Here is a 25,023-nt window from a genome sequence, read left to right as displayed (position 1 = left end):
CCTCTCCCCGCGCAAGATGCGGGGAGAGGGAGCGACGGCGCGCCTCCGCTCCGTCGGGGCGGTTTTGCCCCTCCTCCCCGATTGACTCCCGGCCCTCTCCTGCTGTTGATGAGTCAACAACACACGGCAGACAACTGCCCGATCCCGTGAGGAAACCGCCTTGGCCCGCGACAGCAACAAAACCGCCGCCCGTAGTCCCGTGACCGTCAAGGACGCCACGCTCAATCTGCTGCGCGGCTTCGGCATCCAAAAAGTCTTCGGCAATCCCGGCTCGACGGAACTGCCGTTTCTGTCCGACTGGCCCGACGATATCGATTACGTGCTCGGCCTGCAGGAAGCCTCCGTCATCGGCATGGCCGATGGCTATGCGCAGGCGACGCGCAATGCCGCTTTCGTCAATCTGCATTCCGCCGCCGGTGTCGGCCATGCGCTGGGCAATATCTACACCGCGCATCGCAATCAGACGCCGATGGTCATCACCGCCGGCCAGCAGGCGCGCAGCATCCTGCCGCTGCAGGCATTTCTCTATGCGGAACGCGCCTCGGAATTTCCGCGGCCCTATGTGAAATACAGCGTCGAGCCCGCACGTGCCGAGGATGTGCCCGCCGCCATCGCGCGCGCCTATTATGTGGCGATGCAGCCGCCTTGCGGACCGACTTTCGTGTCGGTGCCGATCGACGACTGGACGCATCAGGCCCAACCTCTTGAAGCACGTCATGTGAGCCGCGAGCTCGGGCCAGATCCCAAGGCGATGCAGGAACTCGTCGCCGCACTCGGCACAAGCAAGAACCCGGCGCTCATCGTTGGCCCCGGGATCGATCGCGCAAACGCCGTCGATCTCATGGTCAGCGTTGCTGAGAAAACAAAGGCCGCCGTCTGGGTCAGTCCGTTCTCGGCGCGTTGCAGTTTCCCGGAACTTCATCCGCAATTTGCGGGGTTCCTGCATGCGTCGCCGGCGCAGCTCTCCGACGCGCTGCGCGAACATGATCTGGTCGTCGTGATCGGCGCGCCGGTGTTCACCTTCCACGTCGAAGGTCATGCCGCGATCTTCGATGGCGACACCATGATCTTCCAGATCACGGATGATGCGGACTCGGCGGCCGTGGCACCGATCGGCACCAGCATCATCGCGACCATGAAGCCGGCCCTCAAGCTGCTGCTCGATCTGCTACCAGATACACAACGAAACATCGCCAAGGGCCGCATCCTGCCGCCACCGCCCGCGGGTGCTGACCCGATCCCGATAGATTTTCTGCTGCACACGCTGTCGCGGGCCATGCCTGCAGATGCGATGCTGGTGGAAGAAGCGCCCTCGCATCGCCCGGCGATGCAGAAGTATCTTCCGATGCGCGGCGCCAATAGTTTCTACACCATGTCGTCGGGCGGCCTCGGCCACTCCCTCCCCGCCTCTGTCGGCATGGCGCTAGGCTATCCGGATCGGCGCACCGTCTGCCTGATCGGCGATGGCTCGGCGATGTATTCGATCCAGGCACTGTGGACCGCCGCGCAGCGCAAATTGCCTTTAACCATAGTGGTTATCAACAATTCCGGTTACGGCGCGATGCGTTCCTTCAGCCAGGTGATGCAGGTGCGTAATGTTCCCGGACTGGATCTGCCCGGTCTGGATTTCGTCAAATTGGCGGAAGGCATGGGCGCGCATGCCGTCCGCGTCGAGAAATCATCGGAACTTGCGGGTGCATTCGCGGCCAGTCTGCAACATCCGGGCGTCAGCCTTGTCGAAGTCATCGTCGACTCGGCCGTTCCCGTGCTTTATGGACAGAAGCACTGATATGACGGGATCATAACGGAAGGTCAGGCATGATGAAGCAGGCAGGCGACTCCTCAAAGAAAACGCACAGCTCCCACTGGGGTGCCTTTTCCGGACAATGGGTCGACGGCAAGCTGGTCATCACACCGCATCCGATCGATCCCGATCCGAATCCGATCATCCAGAATTTCCCCGAGGCGCTCCGCCACAAGGCGCGCATCGCCAAGCCGATGGTGCGTCGTGGCTGGCTCGAAAATGGCCCCGGCCCGGATGACCGTCGCGGCCGCGACGCATTCGTCGAGATGGAATGGGACGAGGTGCTCGACCTGCTCGCCGGCGAATTGAAGCGCGTCAAGGACACCTACAGCGCCAAGGCGATCTATGGCGGCTCCTATGGCTGGTCCAGCGCGGGCCGCTTCCATCACGCACAGAGTCAGATCCATCGCTTTCTGAATGTCGCCCTCGGCGGCTATGTGCGTTCGGTCAACAGCTACTCGGCCGGCGCATCGACGGTGCTCATTCCGCACATCCTCGGCAACTACGAAGACATGACCCGCCGCAATATCGGCTGGGATGAGATCGTCGAGCACACCGATATCATCCTCGCCTTCGGCGGCATGAACACCAAGAATTCGCGCGTCGCTGGCGGCGGCATCAGCAAGCACACCGAACATCGCGACATGGTGGCGCTGAGCAAGCGTGGCGGCGAACTCGTGCTGATCTCGCCGCTCAAGAGCGACCTGCCGGATGAAGTGAACCAGGACTGGGTCGCCGCACGGCCCGGCACCGACGTGGCGCTGATGCTCGGCATCGCGCACACCGCGGTGATGGACGGCACCCACGATCGCGCCTTCCTCGACAGCCATACCCATGGCTGGGAGACTTTCGAAGACTATCTGATGGGCCGCAGCGACGGGCAGCCGAAGAATGCGGCGTGGGCCGCTGCGATCACTGGCCTTACCGCTGACGCCATCCTCACGCTGGCGCGCCGCCTGCCCGGCAAGCGTTCGCTGTTCGTGGTCGCGCATTCGCTGCAGCGGGCCAAGCATGGCGAACAGCCGGTCTGGATGGCCTCGGTGCTGTCAGCGATGTTCGGACAATCGGGCCTGCCCGGCGGCGGCTTCGGCTATGCGCTCGGCGCCATCGCAAACTATGGCCGTCGCCAGAATGCCGTGCCGATCGCCGGCCTGCCGCAGGGCAAGAACGGCGTCAGCGAATTCATTCCGGTCGCGCGCGTCAGCGACATGCTGCTCAATCCCGGCAAGCCGTTCGAATATAACGGCGCGCATATGACCTATCCGGATATCAAGCTGGTCTATTGGGCCGGCGGCAATCCGTTCCATCACCATCAGGACCTCAATCGCCTGCGCAAGGCCTTTGCACGCGTCGACACGCTGGTGGTGCACGATCTCGCCTGGACCGCGTCGGCACGCCATGCCGACTTCGTGCTCCCCTGCACCATGAGCCTGGAGCGCGAGGACATCGGCTCGTCGCAAACCGATCCGATGATGGTGGCGATGCATCAAATGGCCGAGCCGTTTGGCGACGCGCGCGACGACTACGCGATCTTCACCGGTCTGTCCGAGCGGCTCGGCAAAGTCGAAGAATTCACCGAAGGCCGCACGCCGCGTGAATGGCTGAAGCATCTCTATCAGCCGACCTATGACGGCCTGGTCGCCAAGGGTCTCGACGCACCCGATTTCGATGCTTTCTGGGCGGCCGGCGAAGTGATGCTGCCGCAACTGCCGCTGGACGGCGGCACGCTGCGCGCCTTCCGCGAGGATCCCGAGGGTACGCCGCTGCCGACCACCAGCGGCAAGATCGAGATCACTTCCGACACCATCGCGAGCTTCGGTTACGATGACTGCCCCGGCCATCCCGTCTGGCTCACGCCGGAGGACGTGGTCGATGCGACCAATCCGCTGCAGCTTGTCGCCAATCAGCCGGCGTCGCGGCTGCACAGCCAGCTCGATTTCGGTGGGCATAGTTCAGCCGAGAAGCGCCGCGGCCGCGAGGTCGCGCGCATGCATCCGGTCGACGCCGATGCGCGCGGCATCAAGGACGGCGACATCATCAAGCTGTTCAATCAGCGCGGCTCGTGTCTCGCCTCGGTGGTGGTCACCGAAGACGTCATGGCCGGCGTTGTGCAGCTTCCGACCGGCGCCTATTACGATCCCGAGGATCCGAACGAGGAAAAGCCGCTCTGCGTGCACGGCAATCCGAATGTGCTCACAAGGGACACCGGCACCTCGCGCCTCGCGCAGGGCTGCACCGGCCAGCTCACGGTGGTGAATGTCGAGAAGTTCACCGGCAACCTGCCGCCGATCCAGGCCTATGATCCGCCGGTCCCGGTGATCTGGCCGCGCCCGCCGAAGCTGGAAGCGGCGGAGTAGTCCTCTTTCTAACCTCTCCCCGTTCTTTACGGGGAGAGGTCGCCGCGTCTTCGCGGCGGGTGAGGGGCCGCGCGCGACATTCGCCACAGCGCCAGTCTCTCGGGCCGTGAAATTCCTTGAACCACACGGCATCATTCAGAGAGATCCGAGAGGGCTTCTGTATGGCTAGCCGCGTGCCCAGCCCCTCACCCGGCGCTGCGCGCCGACCTCTCCCCGCAAATGCGGGGCGAGGTTAAGGAAGGCCCTCCGCCCCTCACTTCGTCCCAAACGTCTCCCGCATCTTCGCCTGGATCTTGGCCATGCCGCCGATCCAGCGGTCGTAGTTCTCGGTCTTCTTGCGCATGTAGTCGATGACCTGCTTGTGCGGCAGGATCAAAAACGTCTCCGCCTCGATGCCCGCGAGTGCATCCTGCGCCACCTGCTCTGGCGACAGATTGCCGTCATTGGATTGCGGGCCCTTCGGGATGTTCTTCAGCATATTGGTATCGACGCCCTGCGGGCACAGGATCGAGACCTTGATGTTGTCGGCCCGGTGTGAAATCGCCAGATTTTCGGCGAAGCCAACCGCGGCATGTTTGGTGGTCGAATAGGCCGGGCTGCCGACTTGCGAGAGGAGCCCCGCGGCCGAGATCGTGTTGAGGAAGTAGCCGCCGCCACGCGCTTTGTAGAGCGGGATCAGATGCCGGGCAGCATAGACATGAGCCATCACATGGATCGCCCAGCTCCGCGCCCATGGTTCATCCGACGTGCCACCCGCATTCGGGCTCATGGGATCGAAGCCGCCGCCGATGCCGGCATTGGAACAGAACAAAGCGATCGGCCCGTAATGCCGTTCGGTCAGTTCGATCACATGCTGGATATCTTTTTCCTTGCCGACATCGCATCGGAACGCGGCGCCGCCGATGGACTCTGCAACGGCTGTCGCGCGCTCACCGTCGAGATCGACGACGACGACTTTCGCTGCACCCGCTTGATGAAATGTTTCGCATAGCGCCTGGCCGATGCCATTGGCGCCACCGGTCACGACGACGACCTTGCCGGTCACCTGCATGCCGCACTCCCTTTGTTTGTTTTTGTTTCTTATTAGAGCATGATCTGATCCGAAAACCGGTACCCACTTTTCGGGATCATGCTCTAGGTGTTCAGCACCATGTCGAGCACGGCCGTATAGTGGCATGCGGCGCCGAGCAGGACAAATGCGTGCCAGATGGCGTTCTGGAAACGCAGCCGCTGCCAGGCGTGGAATACGACGCCCAGCGTATACAGCGTGCCGCCGGCAGCGACGAACCACATGGTGAGCGGCGGCAGCGGCGTGAACACGGCGTCATAGGCCATCAATCCGCTCCAGCCCATGGCGAGATAGAGCACGACCGCAAGGCGATCGAAACGGCCGGGATAAACCAGCTTGATCACGATGCCGGTGATGGCGACGCCCCACACGCCGGCCAGCAGCGAGATCGCGAGCCGTGTGTTGGCTATCTGCGCAAAGAACGGCGTGTAGGTCGCCGCGATCAGCAAATAGATCGCGGAATGATCGAAGCGACGCAGGAACCACTTTCGCGGTGACACCGGCCACATATTGTAGATGGCCGACAGCACCAGCATCGCCAGCAGGCCCACGGAATAGACCGAGACTGTCACCACTTCATAGGCGGTGGCGAAAACGGCAGCGAGCACGATGAGAACCGTGGCGGCGATCAGGCCGGAGAACACGCCGAGGCCGTGAACGATGCCGTCGGCGATCAGTTCGGCACGGTCGTAATTCCAGCGGATCGCGCCGGCCACCATGTGAGCGGAATTACTGGTCAGTTCTTTGATGCGGAAAACGGTCATGGTGGCGTCAACCCGGCCGGTGCGATGCGGTGAGCTTGCCCCGTAAGCCCGCCTGTGACTTCCCCTGAAATCAGCGATAGATCATAGGTTGGAGATCGTCAACGAAAGCCAAACGACGAAGTAACGACGCTTTCGTGACGAACTTGATTTCAGCCAGACAATCGCCATTTTTGAAGGCAGGCCAATACCCTTTCACGTTCACCATGATGAGCTTTCCCGCACGATGCCCAGCCTGTCCGAACTCGTCGAAGAAGCACGGCTGTCCGCGCGCGCATTGCTCGATTATGGCGATGGTCTGTTCAATCCCACGGTGCGGCTTGGGGTCACAGGCCTGTCGCGCGCCGGCAAGACGGTCTTCATTACCGCGCTGGTGCATGGCCTGACGCGCGGCGGACGCTTTCCCGTCTTCGAGTCGCTCGCCACCGGACGCATCGCCAAGGCGCGTCTCGCGCCGCAGCCCGACGATGCCGTTCCCCGGTTCGCCTATGAAGAGCATCTGCGCACGCTGATCGACGACCGCCGCTGGCCGAACTCCACCACCGATATCAGCGAGCTGCGTTTGGTCATCGACTATCAGCGCACGAGCGGCGCCGACCGCACGCTGACCCTCGACATCGTCGACTATCCCGGCGAATGGCTGCTGGATCTGCCGCTGCTCAGCAAGAGCTATGAGGAATGGTCCGCGGAGAGCCTTGCGCTGTCGCGGCAAGGACCGCGCAGGGCGCTGGCGACGGCCTTTCACGCACATCTCACGACGCTCGACCCCAATGCGCCGGAAAACGAGCAGGCGACGCTGATCGCAGCGAGGCTCTTCACCGACTATCTGCGCGCCTGCCGCGACGAACGCTTCGCCATGAGCCTGCTGCCGCCGGGCCGGTTCCTGATGCCGGGCAATCTCGCGGGCTCGCCGGCACTGACCTTTGCCCCGCTCGACGTCGCCAGCGATGGCAGCGCACCGGATGGTTCGCTGTGGGCGATGATGAAGCGGCGCTATGAAGCCTATAAGGATGTGGTCGTCCGCCCATTCTTTCGCGATCACTTCTCCAGGCTGGATCGGCAAATCGTACTCGTCGATGCGCTCTCCGCCTTCAACGCGGGACCCGAAGCACTGCACGATCTCGAAGCGGCGCTGGCCGGCATTCTCGATTGCTTCCGCATCGGCCGCAGCACGATCCTCAGCACGCTGTTCCGCCCGCGCGTCGATCGCATCCTGTTTGCGGCGACCAAGGCCGATCATCTGCATCACCTCAGCCATGACCGGCTCGAGGATGTGCTCCGGCGCACCGTGACCAAGGCGGTGTCGCGCTCGGAACTGGCCGGTGCATCGGTTGACGTCGTCGCCATCGCCGCGGTGCGCGCCACCAAGGAAGCACTGGTGCAGCGCGGCCGCGACAAACTGCCGTCAATCCTGGGCACGCCGGCCGCCGGCGAGGTCGCCAATGGCGAGACCTTCGACGGCGAGACCGAAGTCGCGACCTTCCCCGGCGATCTGCCGACCGATCTCGATGGGCTGTTCGCCGGTGGCTCCTTCAAGGGCCTCTCGACAGATGCCGCCGACAAGGCCGACTATCGCTTCCTGCGCTTCCGCCCGCCGCTCCTCACCCGCGACGGCGGCGAGGAGCCGGCGCTGCCTCACATCCGCCTCGACCGCGCGCTCCAGTTCCTGATCGGAGACAGGCTGCAATGACCGACCGTACGCGCCGCCCGGCAACCTTCCGGCTCGACGATCCCCACGTCACCGTCATGGACGCCGACGAGGACGCCGGCCACCTCGCCCGCGGCACTATCCGCATCACGCCCGAGGCCGATCCGATGGCGATGCCCGTCGTCATCGACGAGCCGCTACGACCCGTGCGATCAGGCTTCCGCTGGGGCACCCTGTTCTGGACCGGGCTCGGCGGCCTCTTGCTGCTCGGTACGGGTCTCGGCGTCACGCAACTGGTCCGCGACCTGTTCGCCATCAATGACGGCCTCGGCTTTCTCGGCCTCGGCTTCGCTGCGCTGGTCAGCATCGCGCTGATCGCCATCATCACCCGCGAAGCGCTGAGCCTGATGCGGCTCGCCACCATCGAGAAGCTGCATGCCCGCGCGCTGGCCGTGATCGCCAGCGACGACCATGCCGAAAGCCGCGCCGTTCTCGCCGACCTGCTGAAGCTCGCACATACAAATCCGCGCCTCGCCCGCGCACGCACCGCATTGCAGGGCCATGCCGATGACATCATCGACGGCGCCGATCTCATTCGCGTGGCCGAGCGTGAATTGATGAGCCCGCTCGACATCGAAGCCCGCCGCCTCGTCTCGGTCGCCGCGCAGCGCGTCTCGGTGGTGACCGCCGTCAGCCCGCGCGCGGTGGTCGATGTGCTGTTCGTCGCCGCCGCGGCGATCCGGCTGGTGCGCCAACTCGCAAAACTCTATGGCGGCCGCCCGGGGACGCTCGGGATGATCACGCTGATGCGTCATGCCATCAGCCATCTCGCCATCACCGGCGGCATGGCGGCCAGTGACAGCATGATCCAGCAGGTGCTCGGCCACGGCATCGCCGCGAAACTCTCGCAGCGGCTCGGCGAAGGCATGCTCAATGGCCTGCTCACTGCCCGCCTGGGTCTCGCCGCCATCGATGTGACGCGGCCATTGCCATTCACGGCGCTGCCACGCCCGCAGCTTGGCGATCTCGCGAAGGATCTGCTGCGCAAGCGGGACGGCGAGGATTAGTTCATTTTGGCGCAGTGATCGTAGGATGGGTAGAGCGAAGCGAAACCCATCACGGTCTTGTTTGGGGTGATGGGTTTCGCGAAGACGCTCTACCCATCCTACGATCTTGCTAAACCGCTGCCACGCAGTCGACCTCAACGTCGAACGGGCCATGCCATCCCGCAACGATGAAAAAGCCGCGCGCCGGCGGATCCGCAGAGAAGTAACGCGCATAAACCCGATTGATGGTTTCGAACTGATCGGCCCCCGTGCAATAGACATTGCACTTGATCACCCTGTCGATCGATGAGCCCGCAGCCGTAAGGCACAGCGCCATCTGATCGAGGACAATCTCGATCTGCCGCTCCAGCGGGAAGCGCCTGATCTCCCCGGTCTCGGGATCATAGGGCGGCAATTGCGAGACATAGACGAGATCGCCATAGCGCACGGCCGGCGCGACAGGAACCTTTCGTGCCTCGAAATAGGATGAGAACGGTTCGACGCGAATGAACTGTGCCTGCATGTTTCCGCTCCGGCTGCCACTATTGATCGCATCATCGCACCGGGGGACGGCTGGCGCCGGGCCAATTGGTTCGGCACCGGCCGAACCGACGGGAGTGGCGGAATATCCGGCGAGCCGCTACGCTGGGATATGGTCGCCTCCGCAAACATGGTCGAAGTCGCAGCGCTGGTTGGTGACACTGCGCGCGCGACCATGCTTGCGGCACTCATGGGAGGTCAGGCGCTCACGGCAACCGAGCTGGCGTTTCAGGCGCGGATATCCCGCCCCACCGCGAGCGAACATTTGGCTCAGCTGCTCAACGCGCGATTGATATCGGTGACACCGAGCGGGCGGTTTCGTTACTATCGGATCACATCACCGCTCGTGGCCCAGATGCTGGAAAGCATGATCGCCGTCGCGGCCCTGGAAATGCCATCGAGGCATCGACCGCGTTCCGCCCGCGATGAAGCGTTGTGCCTTGCACGCAGTTGCTACGATCACATGGCCGGACGGTTGGGCGTTGCGGTCGCGGACGCGCTGATCGAACGAGATTACATGCATTTGAGTGCAGATGGCGGAGTGCTTACCGACGCAGGCCACCGCTTCCTCTGTGACTTCGGAGCCAGGCTTGAAACCGACCGCCGCAGCAAGCGCATCTTCTGCCGGGCCTGCCTGGACTGGAGCGAGCGGCGCTATCATGTGGGTGGGCTGGTCGGCGCCGAGCTGCAACGGCGGTTTCTGGAACTCGGATGGGTTGCTCGAACGGGCGCGACACGCGCGTTTAAAGTAACGGATGCCGGCAAGGTTGAATTGAAAGATATATTTGGCATCGATCTGGACGTCGCATGCACCAATCGCGGCCTCCTTTCCCCTCGTCAGCCGGGAGAGAGCAGTCAGCGCGCCGCCAGCTGAATGCGTGACGGCACAGACATCTCCGCCAGCGCCGGCCAGCGATAGAACGGCGTATCAGGCTTCGGCGTCAGGTCCGGCGTCCAGCCCGTGAGCTTGTCGATCGCATAGTGCTTCATGGCCGTGCCGCGCCACATGGTATCGACTTCGGCAACAGGCGTGAGCACTGCACTCGTTGTCGCCAGCAGCGGGCGCTGGTTGTCCGCGGTCTGCGCGATGTAGAGTCCAGTGAGCCCCTTAATTCTGTCCATGCCGGGATCGCGAAAACCGATAAATCTGGCGCGCTCGTTGACCTGCACCACCGGCACCTTGTCTTTCAGATGCCAGCGCAGCATCGCATAGGTGCGGTAGTCGGTCGTCGCGATCCAGGTGGCGCCGGTGCTCTTCATCTCAGCCAGTGCGCGGTCGGCCAGCACCTGATAGCCGCCCTCGCCGCCGAGCGGATCGTTCTTGCCGATCAGGTTCCACGGCGCGGCCACGCTATAGAGGAAGACCAGCACCACCAGCGGAATGCCGGTGGCGATGGCGGCGATGCTCCAGCCATAGGAGGCACGCACCATGCGCGGCGACCAGCCGTCGCCCGGCAGTTTCGTCAGATTGATCGCCGCCGCAGCGATCCCGGCAGGCCACAGGAACATCGGCCAGGTATCGCCGACACGCAGGGTCAGCGACTTCCATGCAAAGAAAAAGAACGGCACCAATACGCAGGTGGCGAGCAGGATCGCGACCGGTTCACGGCGGCGATAGCCACGCCATGCCGTGACGACAACCGCGGAGAGAATGACCGGCATCAGGATGAAGCCGACCTGACCGAACTGTAGGCCGAGAAAATCACCGAGCGTGCGCAGCGACACTTCGTTGTTCGTGGTGGCGCGGATGAACTGGAACCTGAACGATGCCCAGTCGTGGCCGGCATTCCAGATCAGGACCGGCGACGAGATCACCAGTGCGATCAGTACGGCCAGCCAAGGATACGGGCTGCGCAGCCAGCGCCCGCGCCATTCCGGCACCAGCATGAAAGCGAGAATGCCCGGCACGAACATCACCACCGTGAGTTTCGACAGCAGCGCGAGACCGCCGAAGACACCGGCCGCGAGCCACCAGCGTCCGTCGTGGCTTTCGGCCAGCCGCACCAGCGACCACAGCATCGCCATGGCGAACGGAATCAGCGCCACGTCCGGCGCGACCTTGGCCATCAGCAATCCGTAATACAGCGCCGCTTCCGACATCAGCACCGCCAGCAGCACCGCGCGCAGATCCTGCGTGACGCGGCGGACGATGTCGGCGAGCAGCAATTGCGTCACCGCCATCGCCACGATACCGGCGAAACGCGCGCCGAAATTCGTGTCGCCGAAGATCAGCGTGCCCGCACGGATGAACCATGAGATCATCGGCGGATGGTCGAGGAACGACAGCACGTTTTCCTTCGACCAGGTCCAGTAATAGGCCTCGTCAGTGCGTAGATCGAACAGCCCGGCATAGACCAGCCGCATCGCTGTCAGCGCGACCAGCAATGCACCGATCACCCAAAAGGCGCGGCGGGAGACATTCCGATCGAGGTAAGGGTCGGGAAAAGACGTCATCGCCGAGCTTTTCGGCGGACTTCGCCATGCTGTCAACTTGTTGACTTTACTGCTGGATAAGGTCTGTCCGGAGGCCGCTCCGGATGGCATCGGAGCGCGTCTCGCCGTAGGATTTCGCCATGGACGCGACGTTCAAGACAGTCGGCAGGCCGCCCGGGGCCACCCCCGCCACCGCGTGGTGGCGCGGCATCGGGCTGCGCCAGGTCAGGCTGGTCTGCGGACTGGTGCTGTTCACCTATCTGCTCAGCCATTTTCTGAATCACGCGCTTGGCAATATCTCGCTCGACGCGTTGCAGACCGGCGTCGTCATCCATGCCGGCTTCTGGCAGTTCTTTCCGGTCGCGGTGACCTTCTATTCGGCGGTGACGATCCATGGCGTGCTCGGCATCTGGGCGCTGTTCGAACGCCGGCAATTCCGCTGGCGAGCCGTCGAGCCGCTGCAACTGGTCCTCGGGCTCAGCATTCCGGCACTCATCGTCGGCCATGTGGTCGCCGTCCGCCTGGGAGAAAACCTGTACGACATCAATCGCAGCTATCCTCAGGTGTTCTATGGCTGGATCACCTCGCCCGCGAAGACGTGGTCGATGTATCTCGTGGTGGTCGTCTCCTGGCTACACGGTTGTATCGGATTGTATTTCTGGCTGCGGCTGAAAGCCCATTTCAAGAGCCTCGCGCCCTATCTTCTGTCGGCTGCCGTGCTGATCCCGACACTGGCGCTGCTTGGCATCTTCCAGGGCAAGCGTGAGGTCGAGGCCAAGCTCGCATCGCCGCAATGGCAAGCCGAGAATTTCGGCCCGGACCGGATGGGCACCGCTCCACAGCAGCAGACACTGGGCGACATCACCGACGATCTCCTGATCGGCTATCTCGCGCTGCTTGGTATCGTGCTCGCGGCCCGGGCCATCCGCATGGTCGTCGAACGCCGCGCCGGGATGATCAATCTGTCCTATAGCGACGGTCGCAAGCTGCGCGTCCCTCTCGGCCTCAGCGTGCTGGAAGCGAGCCTACGTCATCGCGTGCCGCATGCCAGCGTCTGCGGCGGACGCGCGCGCTGTTCGACCTGCCGCATTCGCGTCACCAGCGGTGTCGAGACATTGCCGGCACCTTCCGCGCGCGAAGCCTTCGTGCTGAGCAGGATCGGCGGCGCTGCAGATCCCGCGGTCCGGCTGGCCTGCCAGTTGCGGCCGACAACTGATGTGGCCTTCGTTCAACTGTTCGCCCCGCAAGTGACCAGCGCGAATGCGCACGCATCGCAGCCGGCGCGGATCGGCCAGGAGCGTTATCTCGTCTGCATGTTCGTCGACATGCGCGGCTCCACCATGCTCGCCGAGAAGCGGCTGCCTTACGACACGGTGTTCATCGTCAACCGCTTTCTCGACGCCGTCTCGCGAGCTGTGATCGCAAGCGGCGGCAAGCCCAATCAGTTCATCGGCGACGGCGAGCTGGCGCTGTTCGGCCTCGCCTGCGATCCGCAGACCGCGTGTCGTCAGGCCCTGCAGGCTGCACGGCTCATTGCCGAAAATATCGACGAACTCAATCGCGCCCTCGCCCATGACCTGCCGCAGCCGCTGCGTTTCGGCATCGGCATTCACGGCGGCGAAGTCATCGTCGGCGATATCGGCTATCGCGATCACATGGTGTTCACCGCACTCGGCGATGCGGTCAATGTCGCCGCGCGCCTGCAGGACATGACCAAGAGCCTCGCTTGCGAAGTCATCATCTCCGAGGAAGTAAGCACCACTGCAGGCCTCGCGGGTGACGCGCTGCCACAACAGGACGTCGCGATCCGCGGTCGCGCCGCGCCGATGAATGTACGCACGATCACAGATGCGAAGTTGCTTTCGTCTCTCGTTACCAGCGACATGGTTTCCGCGCTTTAACACTGTTCCTGCAGGGCGCACACGCTTTGCTTGCCTGAACAAGCATTCAGAAAATTCCTACAGAATTTCTTCGAACCCGCTCCGAAATCGATGCGACGAATTTGCGATGGATCGAACAGACAGATCCCGCAACCAGCGCTTCGCGCATCACTGAAGGAGAATGACCATGTTTCGCAAACTCGCACTCGCATTCGTTGCAGCAGCTTCCCTCGGCGCGATGGCGCTCACGCCGTCCACCGCATCGGCCCATGGCTGGGGCTGGCATGGCCATCACCACCACTTCCATGGCGGCGGCTTCTACGGCCCCACTTTCGGCGTCGGCTATGTCGGTGGCGGCGGTGGATGCTATGTGAGCCGCCGCGTGATGACGCCCTACGGCCTGCGCTGGCGCACGGTTAACGTCTGCTACTAATCCTCGCATGAGGGCTGCGAACCCCGGCCACCTCGGCCGGGGTTTTGCATTGCAGCGATATCACTCGCGTGCAGATAACAACGCATGGTCGTATCGCGGCTGATCCTGGCACTCTGCTTTTGCGACCTTCCGCCGCGTCGGAAACATCCTGAATAGCGACGAATCCCGGCAAATTGGACAGATAACGGTCGGTTTGGACGATTTCTGCACGCCGTTTGAGCTATCAAGCTTGGCAATCCGCGGGTAACGTGCGCATGTCGGATATGCCGGTTTGCGGGGACCGGCAGTTCGTTATCGATTTTGATCCCGCGGAGACGACGTGATGACTAAAGGCACTGTGAAGTGGTTCAACCCGACGAAGGGTTATGGATTCATCCAGCCGGCGAATGGCGGCAAGGACGTGTTCGTTCATATTTCGGCAGTTGAGAAGGCTGGCCTTTCGACACTGAACGAAGGACAGACCGTTGAATTCGAGGAAGTTGCCAACCGCGGCAAGACCTCGGCTGAGAACCTCAAGGTCTGATACATCTGGTTTGATACCAGTGTGATCCGGCTGCTTCCCCGAAGTTTTCCAGATCACGCCTCAACAATGTAGAGCGCATTCGGCACGAGCGGTTTCCTCCAAAGGGGCACCTCTCCTGCAACGCAATCAGTTTCACGCAGGATTGCGCTAATTCGATCCGCGGTGTGCGCTCTAGCCTAACTCCAAAAACCCGAGCTGAGATCTTTCGAGGTCCGCTCCTTAGAGCCGCCAGTTGACGTGACGCACGCCTCAGCGACGCGACGGCCCTCCATTCCCTGCTTCAGTTTTCCTTGACCCACTGATCGGCCGGCTTGACGTCCGGCAGCTGTGCATAGCCGCGCGTCCACATGTCGACGGCCCATTCGGTGCCTGTCGCGCGGTCCAGCAGCACGGCGGTATTGTGCGGCGTCTGCAGCACCAGCGCATTGCCGCGATAGCGCGGATTGCCCACCGTGTGATGCTTCAGCAAACCCCAGTCCTGGATGATCAACAGCAGGCTGGTGACATTGCGCGTCGTGTCCCAGCAATCGAAATTATGCTTGTCGTCGAAATAACGGAAATCCGCATTGGCGATCCGCTTGTCGGTGCCGAGCACCGGGCCGACGCGGCGGTCCCACCACACCACCGCCTTCTGCACCGCGGCGCGTTCCGCCACGGCCGACCCCTTGCCCGCGGCGAGAAGCTTGGTGAGCGCAGCCCTGTCGGCAGGCGTGAAATCGAAGGCGTGGCGACGCCGGCAGACGAAGCCATAGCAGATGGTCATGGAACCGGCGGATGGCGGGTAGATCGACACCGACGTGTAGAGATCGCTGACCTCGCGGGACATTTCGATCGCGCGCGCATGCGACATCGAGAACAGGCCGGTCAGCGCGATGACACCTGCCGCCATCAGAATACGAAAATCGGCGACACGAAGATTGAAGTAGCCTGCCCGCATGATTTGCTCCGAGAGAAACGCGCGGAAACCTAACGCAGGGTCTCCACGCTGCCAAGACAACGGCAAGACAACGGCGGCGTTATCCCGGCTCGCTATCCCACCGGCAGCGGTGCGTCGCGCTTCACTTCTTCCATGACGGCATAGGTGCGGCTCTCGCGCACGCCGGGAAGTGCCAGCAGGCTTTCGCCGAGAAAACGGCGATAGGCGCTCATGTCGGCGACGCGCGCCTTCACCAGATAATCGAAACCGCCGGCCACCATGTGGCACTCCAGCACTTCCGGCGCGAGCCGCACCGCGCGGGCGAAGCGCTCGAACACATCGGGCGTGGTCTTGTCGAGCAGAACTTCTACAAACACGAGGAGGCCAAGGCCGAGCATCTGCGGATTCAGCCGCGCGCCATAGCCCTCGATATAGCCGTCGCGCTGCAGCCGCTTCAGCCGCTCGCCGATCGAGGTCGGGGACAGGCCGACCTTCTCGGCCAGCTCGACATTGGCGATTCGGCCGTCAGCCTGCAGAACGGCGAGGATTTTCCGGTCAATCTTGTCGATGTCGCTCATATCGGGTGTATAGCACGATCATTTCCGAATTATATAAGGTAAAATTGCGATATTTCCTATCGAACTACGGGCAGACCGGGATTAGGGTTGTAGGATATCCGAGGGAACGCCTATGTCGCCCGATTCCATGCCTCCCTTCACCGCTCCCTATGCACCGGATGATGGGACCATAGCGGCCCGGCTTCTGGCCGACGCAGCCATGACGCCTGCCCAGGACGCGCGGATCGACGCAACGGCCACGCGCCTGATCGACGCGATCCGCACCAAGGACGACCGCTTCGGCGGTGTCGAGGACATGCTGCGGGAATATGCGCTCTCCACCAAAGAGGGCCTTGCGCTGATGGTGCTGGCCGAGGCGCTGCTGCGGGTGCCGGACGCGCGCACCGCCGACGCCTTCATCGAGGACAAGCTCGGCCAGGGTGATTTCATCCATCACGAGACCAGATCCAGCGCCTTCCTGGTCAACGCCTCGGCCTGGGCGCTCGGCATCTCGCAGCGGGCGATCCAGCCCGGCGAGACGCCAACGGGAACGCTGGGCCGGCTGGCGAAGCGGATCGGCCTGCCCGCAGTGCGCACGGCGACGCGGCAGGCGATGCGGCTGATGGGCAGCCACTTCGTGCTCGGCGAAACCATCGATGCAGCGCTGGCCCGCGCGCGTGCACCGTCCGAGCGTCCGGCGCGCTATTCCTTCGACATGCTCGGCGAAGGCGCGCGCACCAAGGACGACGCGCAGCGCTATTTCGACTCCTATGCCTCGGCCATCTCGGCCATCGGCCACGCCGCCGGCAACAACCCGCTGCCCGACCGGCCGGGTATCTCGGTCAAACTCTCGGCATTGCATCCGCGCTATGAGGCGGTGAGCCATCAGCGCGTGATGCGCGAACTGGTGCCGCGCCTGATCGCGCTGGCGCAGCAAGCGAAGAGTTATGACCTCAATTTCACCGTCGACGCCGAAGAAGCCGACCGGCTCGAACTCTCGCTCGATGTGATCGATGCGGCCTTTGCCGATCCCTCGCTGACAGGTTGGGATGGCTTCGGGCTTGCAATCCAGGCCTATCAGAAGCGCGCCGAAGCGGTGATCGATCACATCGACGCGCTGGCGCGCCGTCACGATCGCAAGATGATGGTGCGCCTCGTGAAAGGCGCCTATTGGGACACCGAGATCAAGCGCGCGCAGGAACGCGGCCTCGCTGGCTATCCGGTGTTCACGCGCAAGGCGATGACCGACCTGAACTACATTTCCTGCGCACAGAAGCTGCTGGCTTTGCGGCCGCGCATCTTTCCGCAGTTCGCCACGCACAACGCGCTGACGGTCGCGGCCATTCTGGAACTGGCCGGCACCAGCAGCGGCTACGAATTCCAGCGCCTGCACGGCATGGGCGACGCGCTCTATGAGCAACTCGGCAAGGATCATCCCGCGATCCGCTGGCGCACCTATGCGCCGGTCGGCAGCCATCGCGATCTGCTGGCCTATCTGGTGCGACGGCTGCTGGAGAATGGCGCGAACTCGTCCTTCGTGGCGATCGCCGCAGATGACGCCGTGCCGGTCGCGACGCTGCTTAAGCGGCCTGCCGCGATCATCGGCTCTTCGAATGGTGCGCACCATCCGAAGATCCCTTTGCCGGCCGATCTCTATCGACCCGAGCGGACCAATTCACACGGCATCGAATTTGGCGAACGCGCCCCATTGGATGAATTGCTGGCCGAGATTGCGGCCAGCAAGCCAGACATGGACGAGGTCGTTGATGCCAATGCCGAGCAGGCAAATGCCGCGGTGACGGCAGCGCGCGCAGGCTTTGCGTCATGGAGCCACACCCCAGCACATGAACGCGCGGCGATCCTCGACAACGCCGCCGATCGTCTGGAACAGCGCCGCGCGTCCTTCATCGCATTGCTGCAACAGGAAGGCGGCAAGACGCTTGATGATGCGCTGTCGGAGGTCCGCGAAGCCATCGACTTCTGCCGTTACTACGCCGCGCAGGGCCGCAAGCAATTCGGCGAGGGCGAGGTGATGCCCGGGCCCACCGGCGAGAGCAACGTGTTGAGCCTGCGCGGCCGTGGCGTCTTCGTCGCCATCTCGCCGTGGAATTTTCCGCTGGCGATTTTTCTCGGCCAGGTCAGCGCCGCGCTGATGGCGGGCAACACGGTTGTCGCCAAGCCGGCCGAACAAACGCCACGCATCGCGGCACGGGCCGTATGCCTGCTTCATGAAGCGGGTGTGCCCACGTCAGCATTACATCTGATCCTGGGCGACGGCCGCATCGGGGCGGCGCTCGTCGCGCATCCCGCCATCGCCGGTGTGGTGTTCACCGGCTCGACCGAGGTGGCCCGATCCATCAACCGCACCATCGCCGCCAAGGATGGCCCGATCGTGCCACTGATCGCCGAGACCGGCGGCATCAATGCGATGATCGTCGATGCCACCGCGCTGCCGGAACAGGTCGCCGACGATGTGGTGATGTCGGCGTTCCGGTCGGCCGGGCAGCGCTGCTCCGCGTTGCGGCTGCTATTGGTGCAGGACGATGTCGCCGACCGCATGATCGAGATGATCGTGGGCGCGGCCCGGGAACTCAAGCTGGGCGATCCCCGTGATGCCGCCACCCATATCGGCCCGGTGATCGACACCGAGGCAAAGCAAAAGCTCGATGCGCATATTGCGCGCATGACGGCCGAAGCACGCGTGCATCTCGCGGGCACAGCACGTGCAGGCAACTTCGTCGCGCCGCATATCTTCGAACTCGCGAACGCACGTGGGCTCACCGAGGAAGTGTTCGGTCCAATCCTGCATGTGGTGCGCTACCGCGCTGCCGACTTCGACCAGGTGTTGCAGGACATTGCCGACACCGGCTACGGGCTCACGCTCGGCGTGCATTCGCGGATCGACGATATGGTTGAGCGCGTAATTGCGCGCCTGCCGGTCGGCAATGTCTATGTGAACCGCAACATGATCGGCGCTGTGGTGGGCGTGCAACCCTTCGGCGGCTTCGGCCTGTCCGGCACCGGCCCGAAAGCCGGTGGCCCGCATTACCTCGCCCGCTTCGCGACCGAGCAGACGGTCACGATCAACACGGCTGCCGCAGGTGGCAATGCAGCATTGATGACAGATCAAAACTGATCCTTCTTACCCTCCCCTGGAGGGGGAGGGTCGGTGAGCAGCACGCGACGCGTGTTGCGAGACGGGGTGGGGTGAAGCCACAACGACGGAGCTTGCTGCTTCACCCCACCCCGCTGCGCGCTATGCACGCAGCGACCCTCCCCCTCCAGGGGAGGGTTAGCTGAGCCCGTTGCATCACCCATCGAAGATGGGTCAAATGCGCCACCGGATTCCAGATGGAATTAAATTCCGGCAGACGGCAAGAACAACACGCAGAACAAAAGCGACGGGAGTGACGCATGGAAGACGGTCTGTTCAAAGGGCTGAAGGTGCTGGACTGCGCGAGTTTCATCGCCGCGCCCGCCGCAGCCACAGTGCTGTCCGACTTCGGCGCCGACGTCATCAAGATCGAACCGCCCGGTGCCGGCGACCCCTATCGCAACCTGCCCAACCTGCCCGGTTATCCCAAGAGCGAGCACAACTATGCGTGGATGATGGAGAGCCGGAACAAGAAGAGTCTCGCGCTCGATCTGGCGAAGCCGGAAGGCCAGGCGGTGCTCTACAAATTGATCGCCGAGGCAGATGTCTTCATCACCAATTTCCCGCCGCCGGTGCGCAAGCGCCTGAAGATCGCCTATGAGGATATCACACCGCTGAACGAGCGGCTGATCTATGCCTGCTTCACCGGCTATGGCGACAAGGGCGCGGAAGCCGACAAGCCCGGCTTCGACTCCACCGCTTGGTGGGCACGCTCCGGTATGATGGACCTCGTTCGCGCCGATGAGGACACCACGCCGGCGCGTTCGATCGCCGGCATGGGCGATCACCCCTGCGCCATGGCGCTCTATGGCGCCATCGTCACCGCACTTTACAAGCGCGAGAAGACCGGCAAGGGCTGCCAGGTGAAATCCAACCTGATGGCCAATGGTGTGTGGTCATCGAGCGTACTGGCGCAGGCCAAACTTGTCGGCGCCAAATTCGAGAAACGCCGCTCGCGCGAGGAAGCACTCAATGCCGTCACCAACCACTACAGGTGCCGCGACGGTCGCTGGATCATGCTGTCGCTGCTCGCCGAGGAGCGGCAGTGGCCGGCTTTCACCAAATGCCTCGGCCGCGAGGACCTGCGCGACGATCCGCGCTTCGCAACCAAACCCGATCGCCATGCGCGCTCGGTCGAACTGATCAAGATCCTCGACGAGGTGTTCGCGACCCGCGACCTCGCCGACTGGCGCCAGCGACTTGACGGCAACGGCCTCGTGTTCGGCTTCGTCGGCATCCTCGACGATATTCCGAACGATCAGCAGATGAAGGACAATGACGTGCTGATCCCGTTCGAGGGAACCGACATCCTCACCATCAACAGCCCTATCTGGATTGGCGGCGAGACCAAACGCAAGCCGCATCTGCCGCCGTCCATCGGCCAGCACAGCGACGAGATCCTGCGCGCTGCGGGCTTCAATGATGCCGATATCGCACGATTGCGAGCTTCCGGCGCGGTAGCATAGTCGCGCACGGCGCGGGTTACGCAGCCCGCGCGAAAGAGTTTCAAATTGCGATGCGGCCTGTGATCACGAAGTGGTCACAGGCCGACCTGAAACCGCCTCCCCTAAAACGCGTAGCTGGTCTCGTTAGCGCAACAGGCACTCGCCATGTCGCGCGGCAACGAGATCACGACGTCTGCGGATTCCCCGCCGGCGACGCCACTATCAACCGGGAGACGACCATGTCCAAGAAGCGCATTGCACTACTGTCATTTGCCGCTTTCAGCACGCTGATGATTTCGGCGAGCTTCCTTGAGCCGGCTGCTGCCAAGATGATGAAGGGTGAGAATACCGTCATGGTGGGCGGCGCCGCGATGTATCCGTCGAAGAACATCGTCGAGAACGCCGTGAATTCGAAGGATCACACCACGCTGGTCGCCGCCGTGAAGGCTGCCGGCCTCGTCGATACGTTGGCCAGCCCCGGCCCGTTTACCGTCTTCGCGCCGACCAATGCCGCATTCGGCAAATTGCCGAAGGGCACGGTCAATACGCTGGTGCAGCCCGAGAACAAGATGACCCTCACCAAGATCCTCACCTATCACGTGGTGCCCGGACGGCTCTCGGCGGCCGACCTCACCGATGGCAAGAAGCTGACCACCGTCGAAGGCGAACAGCTCACCGTCAAGCGTTCGGGCGGCAAGGTCATGATCGTCGATGCCAAGGGTGGCGCCTCCACCGTGACGATCCCGAACGTCAACCAGTCGAACGGCGTGATCCACGTCGTCAATACTGTGCTGATGCCGGGCTGATCGTTCCAACGCACAGTCCGAATTGACGCATCTCGCCTCTCCCTATCCGTAGGGAGAGGCATATTTTTCGACTAGCGCGCCAGCAGCCAGCCGAAGAAGCCGAGCCCGAGCAGAACCGCCACACCGATAGCCCAGACGCTGACGCGGATGCTGCTTGTCGTCTGCTGTTTGCTTTCGTTCTCGGCGATCGCGATGTCGCGTTCCTTGATCTCTTTGTCGGCCTCGTTCATCGCGTCCTCATTTCATTTCACGAAACACATGCCGATCGCAGACGACGCATCTGCGCCGACCTGCTGACATACGAGACCCTCGGCACAGGTCCAGGACGCAAAACTCTTGTCCGCGACGCCCTTCTGCTTCGGTCGATAACATGTCGCGCCCCAGCCATCGAGGAGAGGCGATCCCGCGAGTTCATTGTTACCACGCATCTGCGGGCGATCCGAAAAGCCGCGCGAAAAATCCGGCGCCTTTCCATTGCGCATCGCCATGACGATATCGCGACGGCGGGGCTGGTCACCGATGAAATGCGGCGATGCCGGAACCGTTCCCTGCGATTGCTCTGCCAGCGTATTCGCACCAGGAAAATGGAAGCCGCCGATGCCGCGGATCTGGTGACAGCCACCGCAGGTAATGTCGTTCAGCCGGCGCACAAAGCCAGCGGGCGAGCGGATGTTCTGGAGCGCGCCGCCCTGCGCCACCGCCCGCTCCAGCGCGGCGACGACGTCACGCTCGCTGAACACACCCCTCCCCTTACCATCCGCTGCCATCAGCCCGAACTCCGGCTGTAGCGCCGACGGTGCAAAGCCGGCTGGTGTCGACGACAGCGACGTGGTCGCAAGGAATTTCTCGGGGATCAAAACTGTACCGCGATCGAAAGCAAGGAGATTGGCGGGCGCAAGCAGCCAGTCGCGAAACGCGCGACCGAGCGCCGCATCAGCCAGCAACCGGTCACGGTCGATCTGGTTCTCCATGGGTGCCTCGCAAAACTGCTTCACGGTGGCATCGAAGCGAAACACCTTCTGCAAATAGTCGGTGCGGAATTCCTGCGTCTCGGACTTCGGTCGATGCGCAATCTGCAGATTGGTCTCGACGCGATCGATATGCGCGGCTGTGATTGTCGCAAGCGGACCATCCGGTTTCAGCAGACGATCCGCGCGTGCAGCGCCAGTCTCGGTGAATGACGCAGAGTCGAGCCAGCGCCCGGCGAGATCCGCGCATGTCACCGACGCATCGTTCGGGTCCTTCGCACGAAGCACAAGATTGAGCGTCATCGGCAGGCGCGGCGGCGTTATGCCAGCGGCCGTGCGCGTGAGGCGATAGATCAGCCTGATCTCACCGCAGGTATCCGGAGTGACATAGGCCCGGTCCATACGATTGACGATTCCGGCGAGCACGAAGCGCGCATCGGGCGATGTCAGCATCGCCTGGTCGAACAGTTGCACGTCATGGCCGGGGCCGACGCCGATGCTCACGCCCGGCTGGTGTGTGCGGTGATCGGCGAGATAGCGCGCAAAGGCATCGTCCAGCGCGGCGCGGACCAGCGTCATCGCAGGCAGAGCGAACAGGGCATCGTTGGAGATCGGCGTTGTCCGCGCGGGATCGAGCAGCTGCGCGAGGCCGAGACCGTGGGTGTTGTGCGTTTCCAGTGCCCGCAACACACCGGGATCGGTGACCGCGAGACCATTGCCCTCATCCGCCCGCGCGACGGGAGCCACGAGGCCGAGCAGCACGGCAATGAAGCTCAAGCGAAGTCGCACGGCGCTATCCCAGACGTCACGTCAGGAGGCTAGCCCAAAAGAAAGGCCGCTGCACCAGCAGCGGCCTGAACGCATTCGTCGCTAGAAGGGTGGATCAGCGGGCGACGATCAGGCCCTTGGAGGTGACCACCGTCCAGCGGCCGTCCTGTTTGCGGATCGCGTCGATGCGGCCGAGTCCGGGAACCGGATCGCCGGCATAGACTTCGAAGATTCCGGCACGGCCCTCGATGGTGGCGCCGCCGCCAGCGATGTCGATAATGCGCCAGCCTTCGACCATGGGCAGGCGCGCAACTTCGGGCTTCGGTGCCGGGGTCGGCACCGGGGCGCTGATCGAACCGGTGACTTCCTTGGCCGGTACCGAGGCAACCGGTGCAGGGGCCGGCGCAGCAGCAGGCTGCGGCGTGGTGCGCAGCTTTTCGACGGCCTCGCTCAGCTTGGCGAGTTTCGCGGCCGGTTCAGCCTGGCCCTTCTCGAGCTTGTCGAGACGCTCGGCAGACTTCGCGCGCGCCGCAATGGACTGCTTGGCATTGCGGTCGACCTCGGCCTTGAGCGCCGAGAGTTCGCCGTCGAGACGGGCGATATGTTCTTCCAGCGCCTGGTTGGTCGACTTGGTGTCGTCGGCGGCAAACAGCTTGCCGAGGCCAGACATCGCGACCGAACCGCCGACTGCGCCGACGGTGATGCCCAGCGCGATCATCGCGGCAATGGCCATCATCCGGCTGCGGCCAGCCTTCTCTGCCGACTCGATCTTCGGCTCTGAATTGACGAAGTCTTCCCAGGAGTGCTCGCGCGATGCACTCTCGCGGGATGCGCCGTCACCCGGGCCGCTGTCGCGGGAGGGAGCCATGATGGTGATCCGGCCTGGCGCACCGAGCTTCGGCGCTTCCCTCTTTGGCATCTGGGCGGGACGGTCAGCACCGCTGCGATCGTCGCCCTGCTCCGGTGCGAGCTTCGGCGAATCCACGTGAATGTCAGCATCGTGGGAACCGGCCGCCGCCGCCGCGCCGGTATCGACGTGATCGCCGCTGACGTCTGGGGTGGAATCGGCCTTGTGCTCGCTCACGATCAAATTCTCCGGAATAGATGAACACTTTGGTAACTTTCATTGCTTGCCAAATCCTTACCGGGTGCCGTGCTTACGAAAATTTCACCTCTTGTCCGGCGATGGGAACCGTTGCTTGACGCGCACGCGCCCCGCCCGCACAACACCAGCAAACAGAACAATCGGGGAAATGCCATGAAGCTCTACGATTCCATCGGACCGAATCCGCGCGTGGTGCGCATGTTCTTGGCCGAGAAGGGCATCAGCCTCCCCGTCCAGACCGTCGATCTTGCTGGTGGCGAGAACCGCGAGCCCGCGCATCTGGCGCGCAATCCGCATGGCCAGATGCCGACGCTCGAACTCGACGACGGCGCCTATGTGTCCGAAACGGTCGCGATCTGCGAATATGTCGAGGAGACCCATCCAACGCCGCCGCTGATCGGCACCACGCCCGAACAGCGCGCCGAAGCGCGAATGTGGCGGCAGCGCGTCGATCTCAACATCTGCCAGCACATCGCCAACGGCTATCGCTTTTCGGAGGGATTGAAGCGCTTCGAGACGCGCATCGTCTGCGTACCCGAAGGCGCGCCGGGCCTGAAGACAATTGCCATCGACCGGCTGCGCTGGCTCGACGGACAGATGGCCGGCAAGACCTTCATCTGCGGCGAACGCTTCACGATGGCCGACATCGTGTTGTTCTGCTGGCTCGATTTCGCCGACAAGGTGAAGCAGCCGTGGGATCGCGAAAATGCGAAGGTCGCGGCGTGGTTCGAGCGCGTCGGCGCGCGGGAGAGTGTGAAGGCGTGAGCGGAGGTCAATGGCCTCTCCACGTCATTGCGAGGAGCGAAGCGA

Annotated in this window: 21 protein-coding genes; 12 read left to right on the top strand and 9 right to left on the bottom strand. The window is 63.3% G+C overall.

Annotated features, from left to right (window positions below; all coding sequences use genetic code 11):
* Positions 1-160 precede the first annotated feature (160 nt).
* Positions 161-1,789: a benzoylformate decarboxylase gene (mdlC, locus tag AB7951_RS06200; protein WP_120291548.1), complete on the top strand. Its 1,629-nt coding sequence runs from the start codon at positions 161-163 to the stop codon at positions 1,787-1,789.
* Positions 1,790-1,818: 29 nt separating this feature from the next.
* Positions 1,819-4,161 (top strand): molybdopterin guanine dinucleotide-containing S/N-oxide reductase, encoded by a 2,343-nt coding sequence (locus AB7951_RS06195; RefSeq protein ID WP_120291550.1) that lies wholly within the window; start codon positions 1,819-1,821, stop codon positions 4,159-4,161.
* Positions 4,162-4,414: 253 nt separating this feature from the next.
* Here the strand turns inward: AB7951_RS06195 and AB7951_RS06190 are convergent, their stop codons facing one another.
* Together AB7951_RS06190 and trhA are read right to left on the bottom strand one after the other, a co-directional pair.
* Positions 4,415-5,212 (bottom strand): SDR family oxidoreductase, encoded by a 798-nt coding sequence (locus AB7951_RS06190; protein WP_120291552.1) that lies wholly within the window; start codon positions 5,210-5,212, stop codon positions 4,415-4,417.
* 83 nt (positions 5,213-5,295) lie between these two features.
* Positions 5,296-5,994: a PAQR family membrane homeostasis protein TrhA gene (trhA, locus tag AB7951_RS06185; RefSeq protein ID WP_120291554.1), complete on the bottom strand. Its 699-nt coding sequence runs from the start codon at positions 5,992-5,994 to the stop codon at positions 5,296-5,298.
* A 223-nt stretch (positions 5,995-6,217) separates the two neighbouring features.
* On the opposite strand from trhA, the gene AB7951_RS06180 reads away from it, so the two are divergent.
* On the top strand, positions 6,218-7,681 hold the full coding sequence (locus tag AB7951_RS06180) for a YcjX family protein (RefSeq protein ID WP_120291556.1): 1,464 nt from the start codon (positions 6,218-6,220) through the stop codon (positions 7,679-7,681).
* Positions 7,678-8,706: a YcjF family protein gene (locus tag AB7951_RS06175; RefSeq protein ID WP_120291558.1), complete on the top strand. Its 1,029-nt coding sequence runs from the start codon at positions 7,678-7,680 to the stop codon at positions 8,704-8,706. The genes AB7951_RS06180 and AB7951_RS06175 overlap by 4 nt, the downstream gene beginning before the upstream one ends.
* 109 nt (positions 8,707-8,815) lie before the next feature.
* On the opposite strand, the gene AB7951_RS06170 is transcribed toward AB7951_RS06175, so the two are convergent.
* Positions 8,816-9,208 (bottom strand): RidA family protein, encoded by a 393-nt coding sequence (locus AB7951_RS06170; RefSeq protein ID WP_089265302.1) that lies wholly within the window; start codon positions 9,206-9,208, stop codon positions 8,816-8,818.
* A 147-nt stretch (positions 9,209-9,355) separates the two neighbouring features.
* On the opposite strand from AB7951_RS06170, the gene AB7951_RS06165 reads away from it, so the two are divergent.
* Entirely contained in the window at positions 9,356-10,099 is a 744-nt protein-coding gene (locus AB7951_RS06165) for an ArsR/SmtB family transcription factor (RefSeq protein WP_199712102.1), read from the top strand.
* On the opposite strand, the gene AB7951_RS06160 is transcribed toward AB7951_RS06165, so the two are convergent.
* The gene (locus tag AB7951_RS06160; protein ID WP_120291562.1) at positions 10,081-11,679 is read right to left on the bottom strand and encodes a glycosyltransferase family 39 protein; all 1,599 of its coding nucleotides are present in this window, start codon (positions 11,677-11,679) and stop codon (positions 10,081-10,083) included. The genes AB7951_RS06165 and AB7951_RS06160 overlap by 19 nt on opposite strands.
* Positions 11,680-11,798: 119 nt before the next feature.
* Here AB7951_RS06160 and AB7951_RS06155 point away from each other — a divergent pair, with 119 nt between their 5' ends.
* The 3 genes from AB7951_RS06155 to AB7951_RS06145 all read left to right on the top strand — a co-directional run bounded on the left by AB7951_RS06155 (position 11,799) and on the right by AB7951_RS06145 (position 14,494).
* Complete coding sequence (locus tag AB7951_RS06155; protein ID WP_120291564.1) at positions 11,799-13,559, top strand: adenylate/guanylate cyclase domain-containing protein; 1,761 nt, start codon at positions 11,799-11,801, stop codon at positions 13,557-13,559.
* A 166-nt stretch (positions 13,560-13,725) separates the two neighbouring features.
* Entirely contained in the window at positions 13,726-13,971 is a 246-nt protein-coding gene (locus AB7951_RS06150) for a hypothetical protein (RefSeq protein ID WP_068734241.1), read from the top strand.
* A 322-nt stretch (positions 13,972-14,293) separates the two neighbouring features.
* Positions 14,294-14,494 carry a cold-shock protein gene (locus AB7951_RS06145; protein WP_068734210.1) on the top strand — a complete coding sequence of 67 codons (201 nt, stop codon included), beginning with the start codon at positions 14,294-14,296 and terminating at the stop codon, positions 14,492-14,494.
* Positions 14,495-14,774: 280 nt separating this feature from the next.
* On the opposite strand, the gene AB7951_RS06140 is transcribed toward AB7951_RS06145, so the two are convergent.
* Together AB7951_RS06140 and AB7951_RS06135 are read right to left on the bottom strand one after the other, a co-directional pair.
* Positions 14,775-15,383, bottom strand: coding sequence for a hypothetical protein (locus AB7951_RS06140; RefSeq protein WP_439062678.1), 609 nt, complete (start codon positions 15,381-15,383; stop codon positions 14,775-14,777).
* Between the two features lie 140 nt (positions 15,384-15,523).
* Positions 15,524-15,988 (bottom strand): Lrp/AsnC ligand binding domain-containing protein, encoded by a 465-nt coding sequence (locus AB7951_RS06135; RefSeq protein ID WP_068734214.1) that lies wholly within the window; start codon positions 15,986-15,988, stop codon positions 15,524-15,526.
* Positions 15,989-16,100: 112 nt separating this feature from the next.
* On the opposite strand from AB7951_RS06135, the gene putA reads away from it, so the two are divergent.
* From putA to AB7951_RS06120, 3 genes are all read left to right on the top strand, one after another.
* Entirely contained in the window at positions 16,101-19,103 is a 3,003-nt protein-coding gene (putA, locus tag AB7951_RS06130; protein WP_120291566.1) for a bifunctional proline dehydrogenase/L-glutamate gamma-semialdehyde dehydrogenase PutA, read from the top strand.
* A 278-nt stretch (positions 19,104-19,381) separates the two neighbouring features.
* A complete protein-coding gene (locus AB7951_RS06125; RefSeq protein WP_120291568.1) occupies positions 19,382-20,587 on the top strand; it encodes a CoA transferase in 1,206 nt (401 codons plus the stop codon).
* Positions 20,588-20,805: 218 nt separating this feature from the next.
* Positions 20,806-21,372 (top strand): fasciclin domain-containing protein, encoded by a 567-nt coding sequence (locus AB7951_RS06120; RefSeq protein ID WP_120291570.1) that lies wholly within the window; start codon positions 20,806-20,808, stop codon positions 21,370-21,372.
* 71 nt (positions 21,373-21,443) lie between these two features.
* Here the strand turns inward: AB7951_RS06120 and AB7951_RS06115 are convergent, their stop codons facing one another.
* The 3 genes from AB7951_RS06115 to AB7951_RS06105 all read right to left on the bottom strand — a co-directional run bounded on the left by AB7951_RS06115 (position 21,444) and on the right by AB7951_RS06105 (position 24,192).
* A complete protein-coding gene (locus AB7951_RS06115; protein WP_199712103.1) occupies positions 21,444-21,602 on the bottom strand; it encodes a hypothetical protein in 159 nt (52 codons plus the stop codon).
* 12 nt (positions 21,603-21,614) lie between these two features.
* Positions 21,615-23,129 carry a hypothetical protein gene (locus AB7951_RS06110; protein WP_120291572.1) on the bottom strand — a complete coding sequence of 505 codons (1,515 nt, stop codon included), beginning with the start codon at positions 23,127-23,129 and terminating at the stop codon, positions 21,615-21,617.
* A 94-nt stretch (positions 23,130-23,223) separates the two neighbouring features.
* A complete protein-coding gene (locus AB7951_RS06105) occupies positions 23,224-24,192 on the bottom strand; it encodes a hypothetical protein (RefSeq protein ID WP_147421709.1) in 969 nt (322 codons plus the stop codon).
* 174 nt (positions 24,193-24,366) lie between these two features.
* Between AB7951_RS06105 and AB7951_RS06100 the strand changes: the two genes are divergently transcribed.
* A complete protein-coding gene (locus AB7951_RS06100; protein WP_120291900.1) occupies positions 24,367-24,978 on the top strand; it encodes a glutathione S-transferase family protein in 612 nt (203 codons plus the stop codon).
* The last annotated feature ends 45 nt before the right edge of the window (positions 24,979-25,023 follow it).

Origin of the sequence: Tardiphaga sp. 285_C5_N1_2 (assembly GCF_052076065.1) — a bacterium.
GTDB lineage: Bacteria > Pseudomonadota > Alphaproteobacteria > Rhizobiales > Xanthobacteraceae > Tardiphaga > Tardiphaga robiniae.
This window is presented reverse-complemented; position numbering and strand designations above follow the sequence as displayed.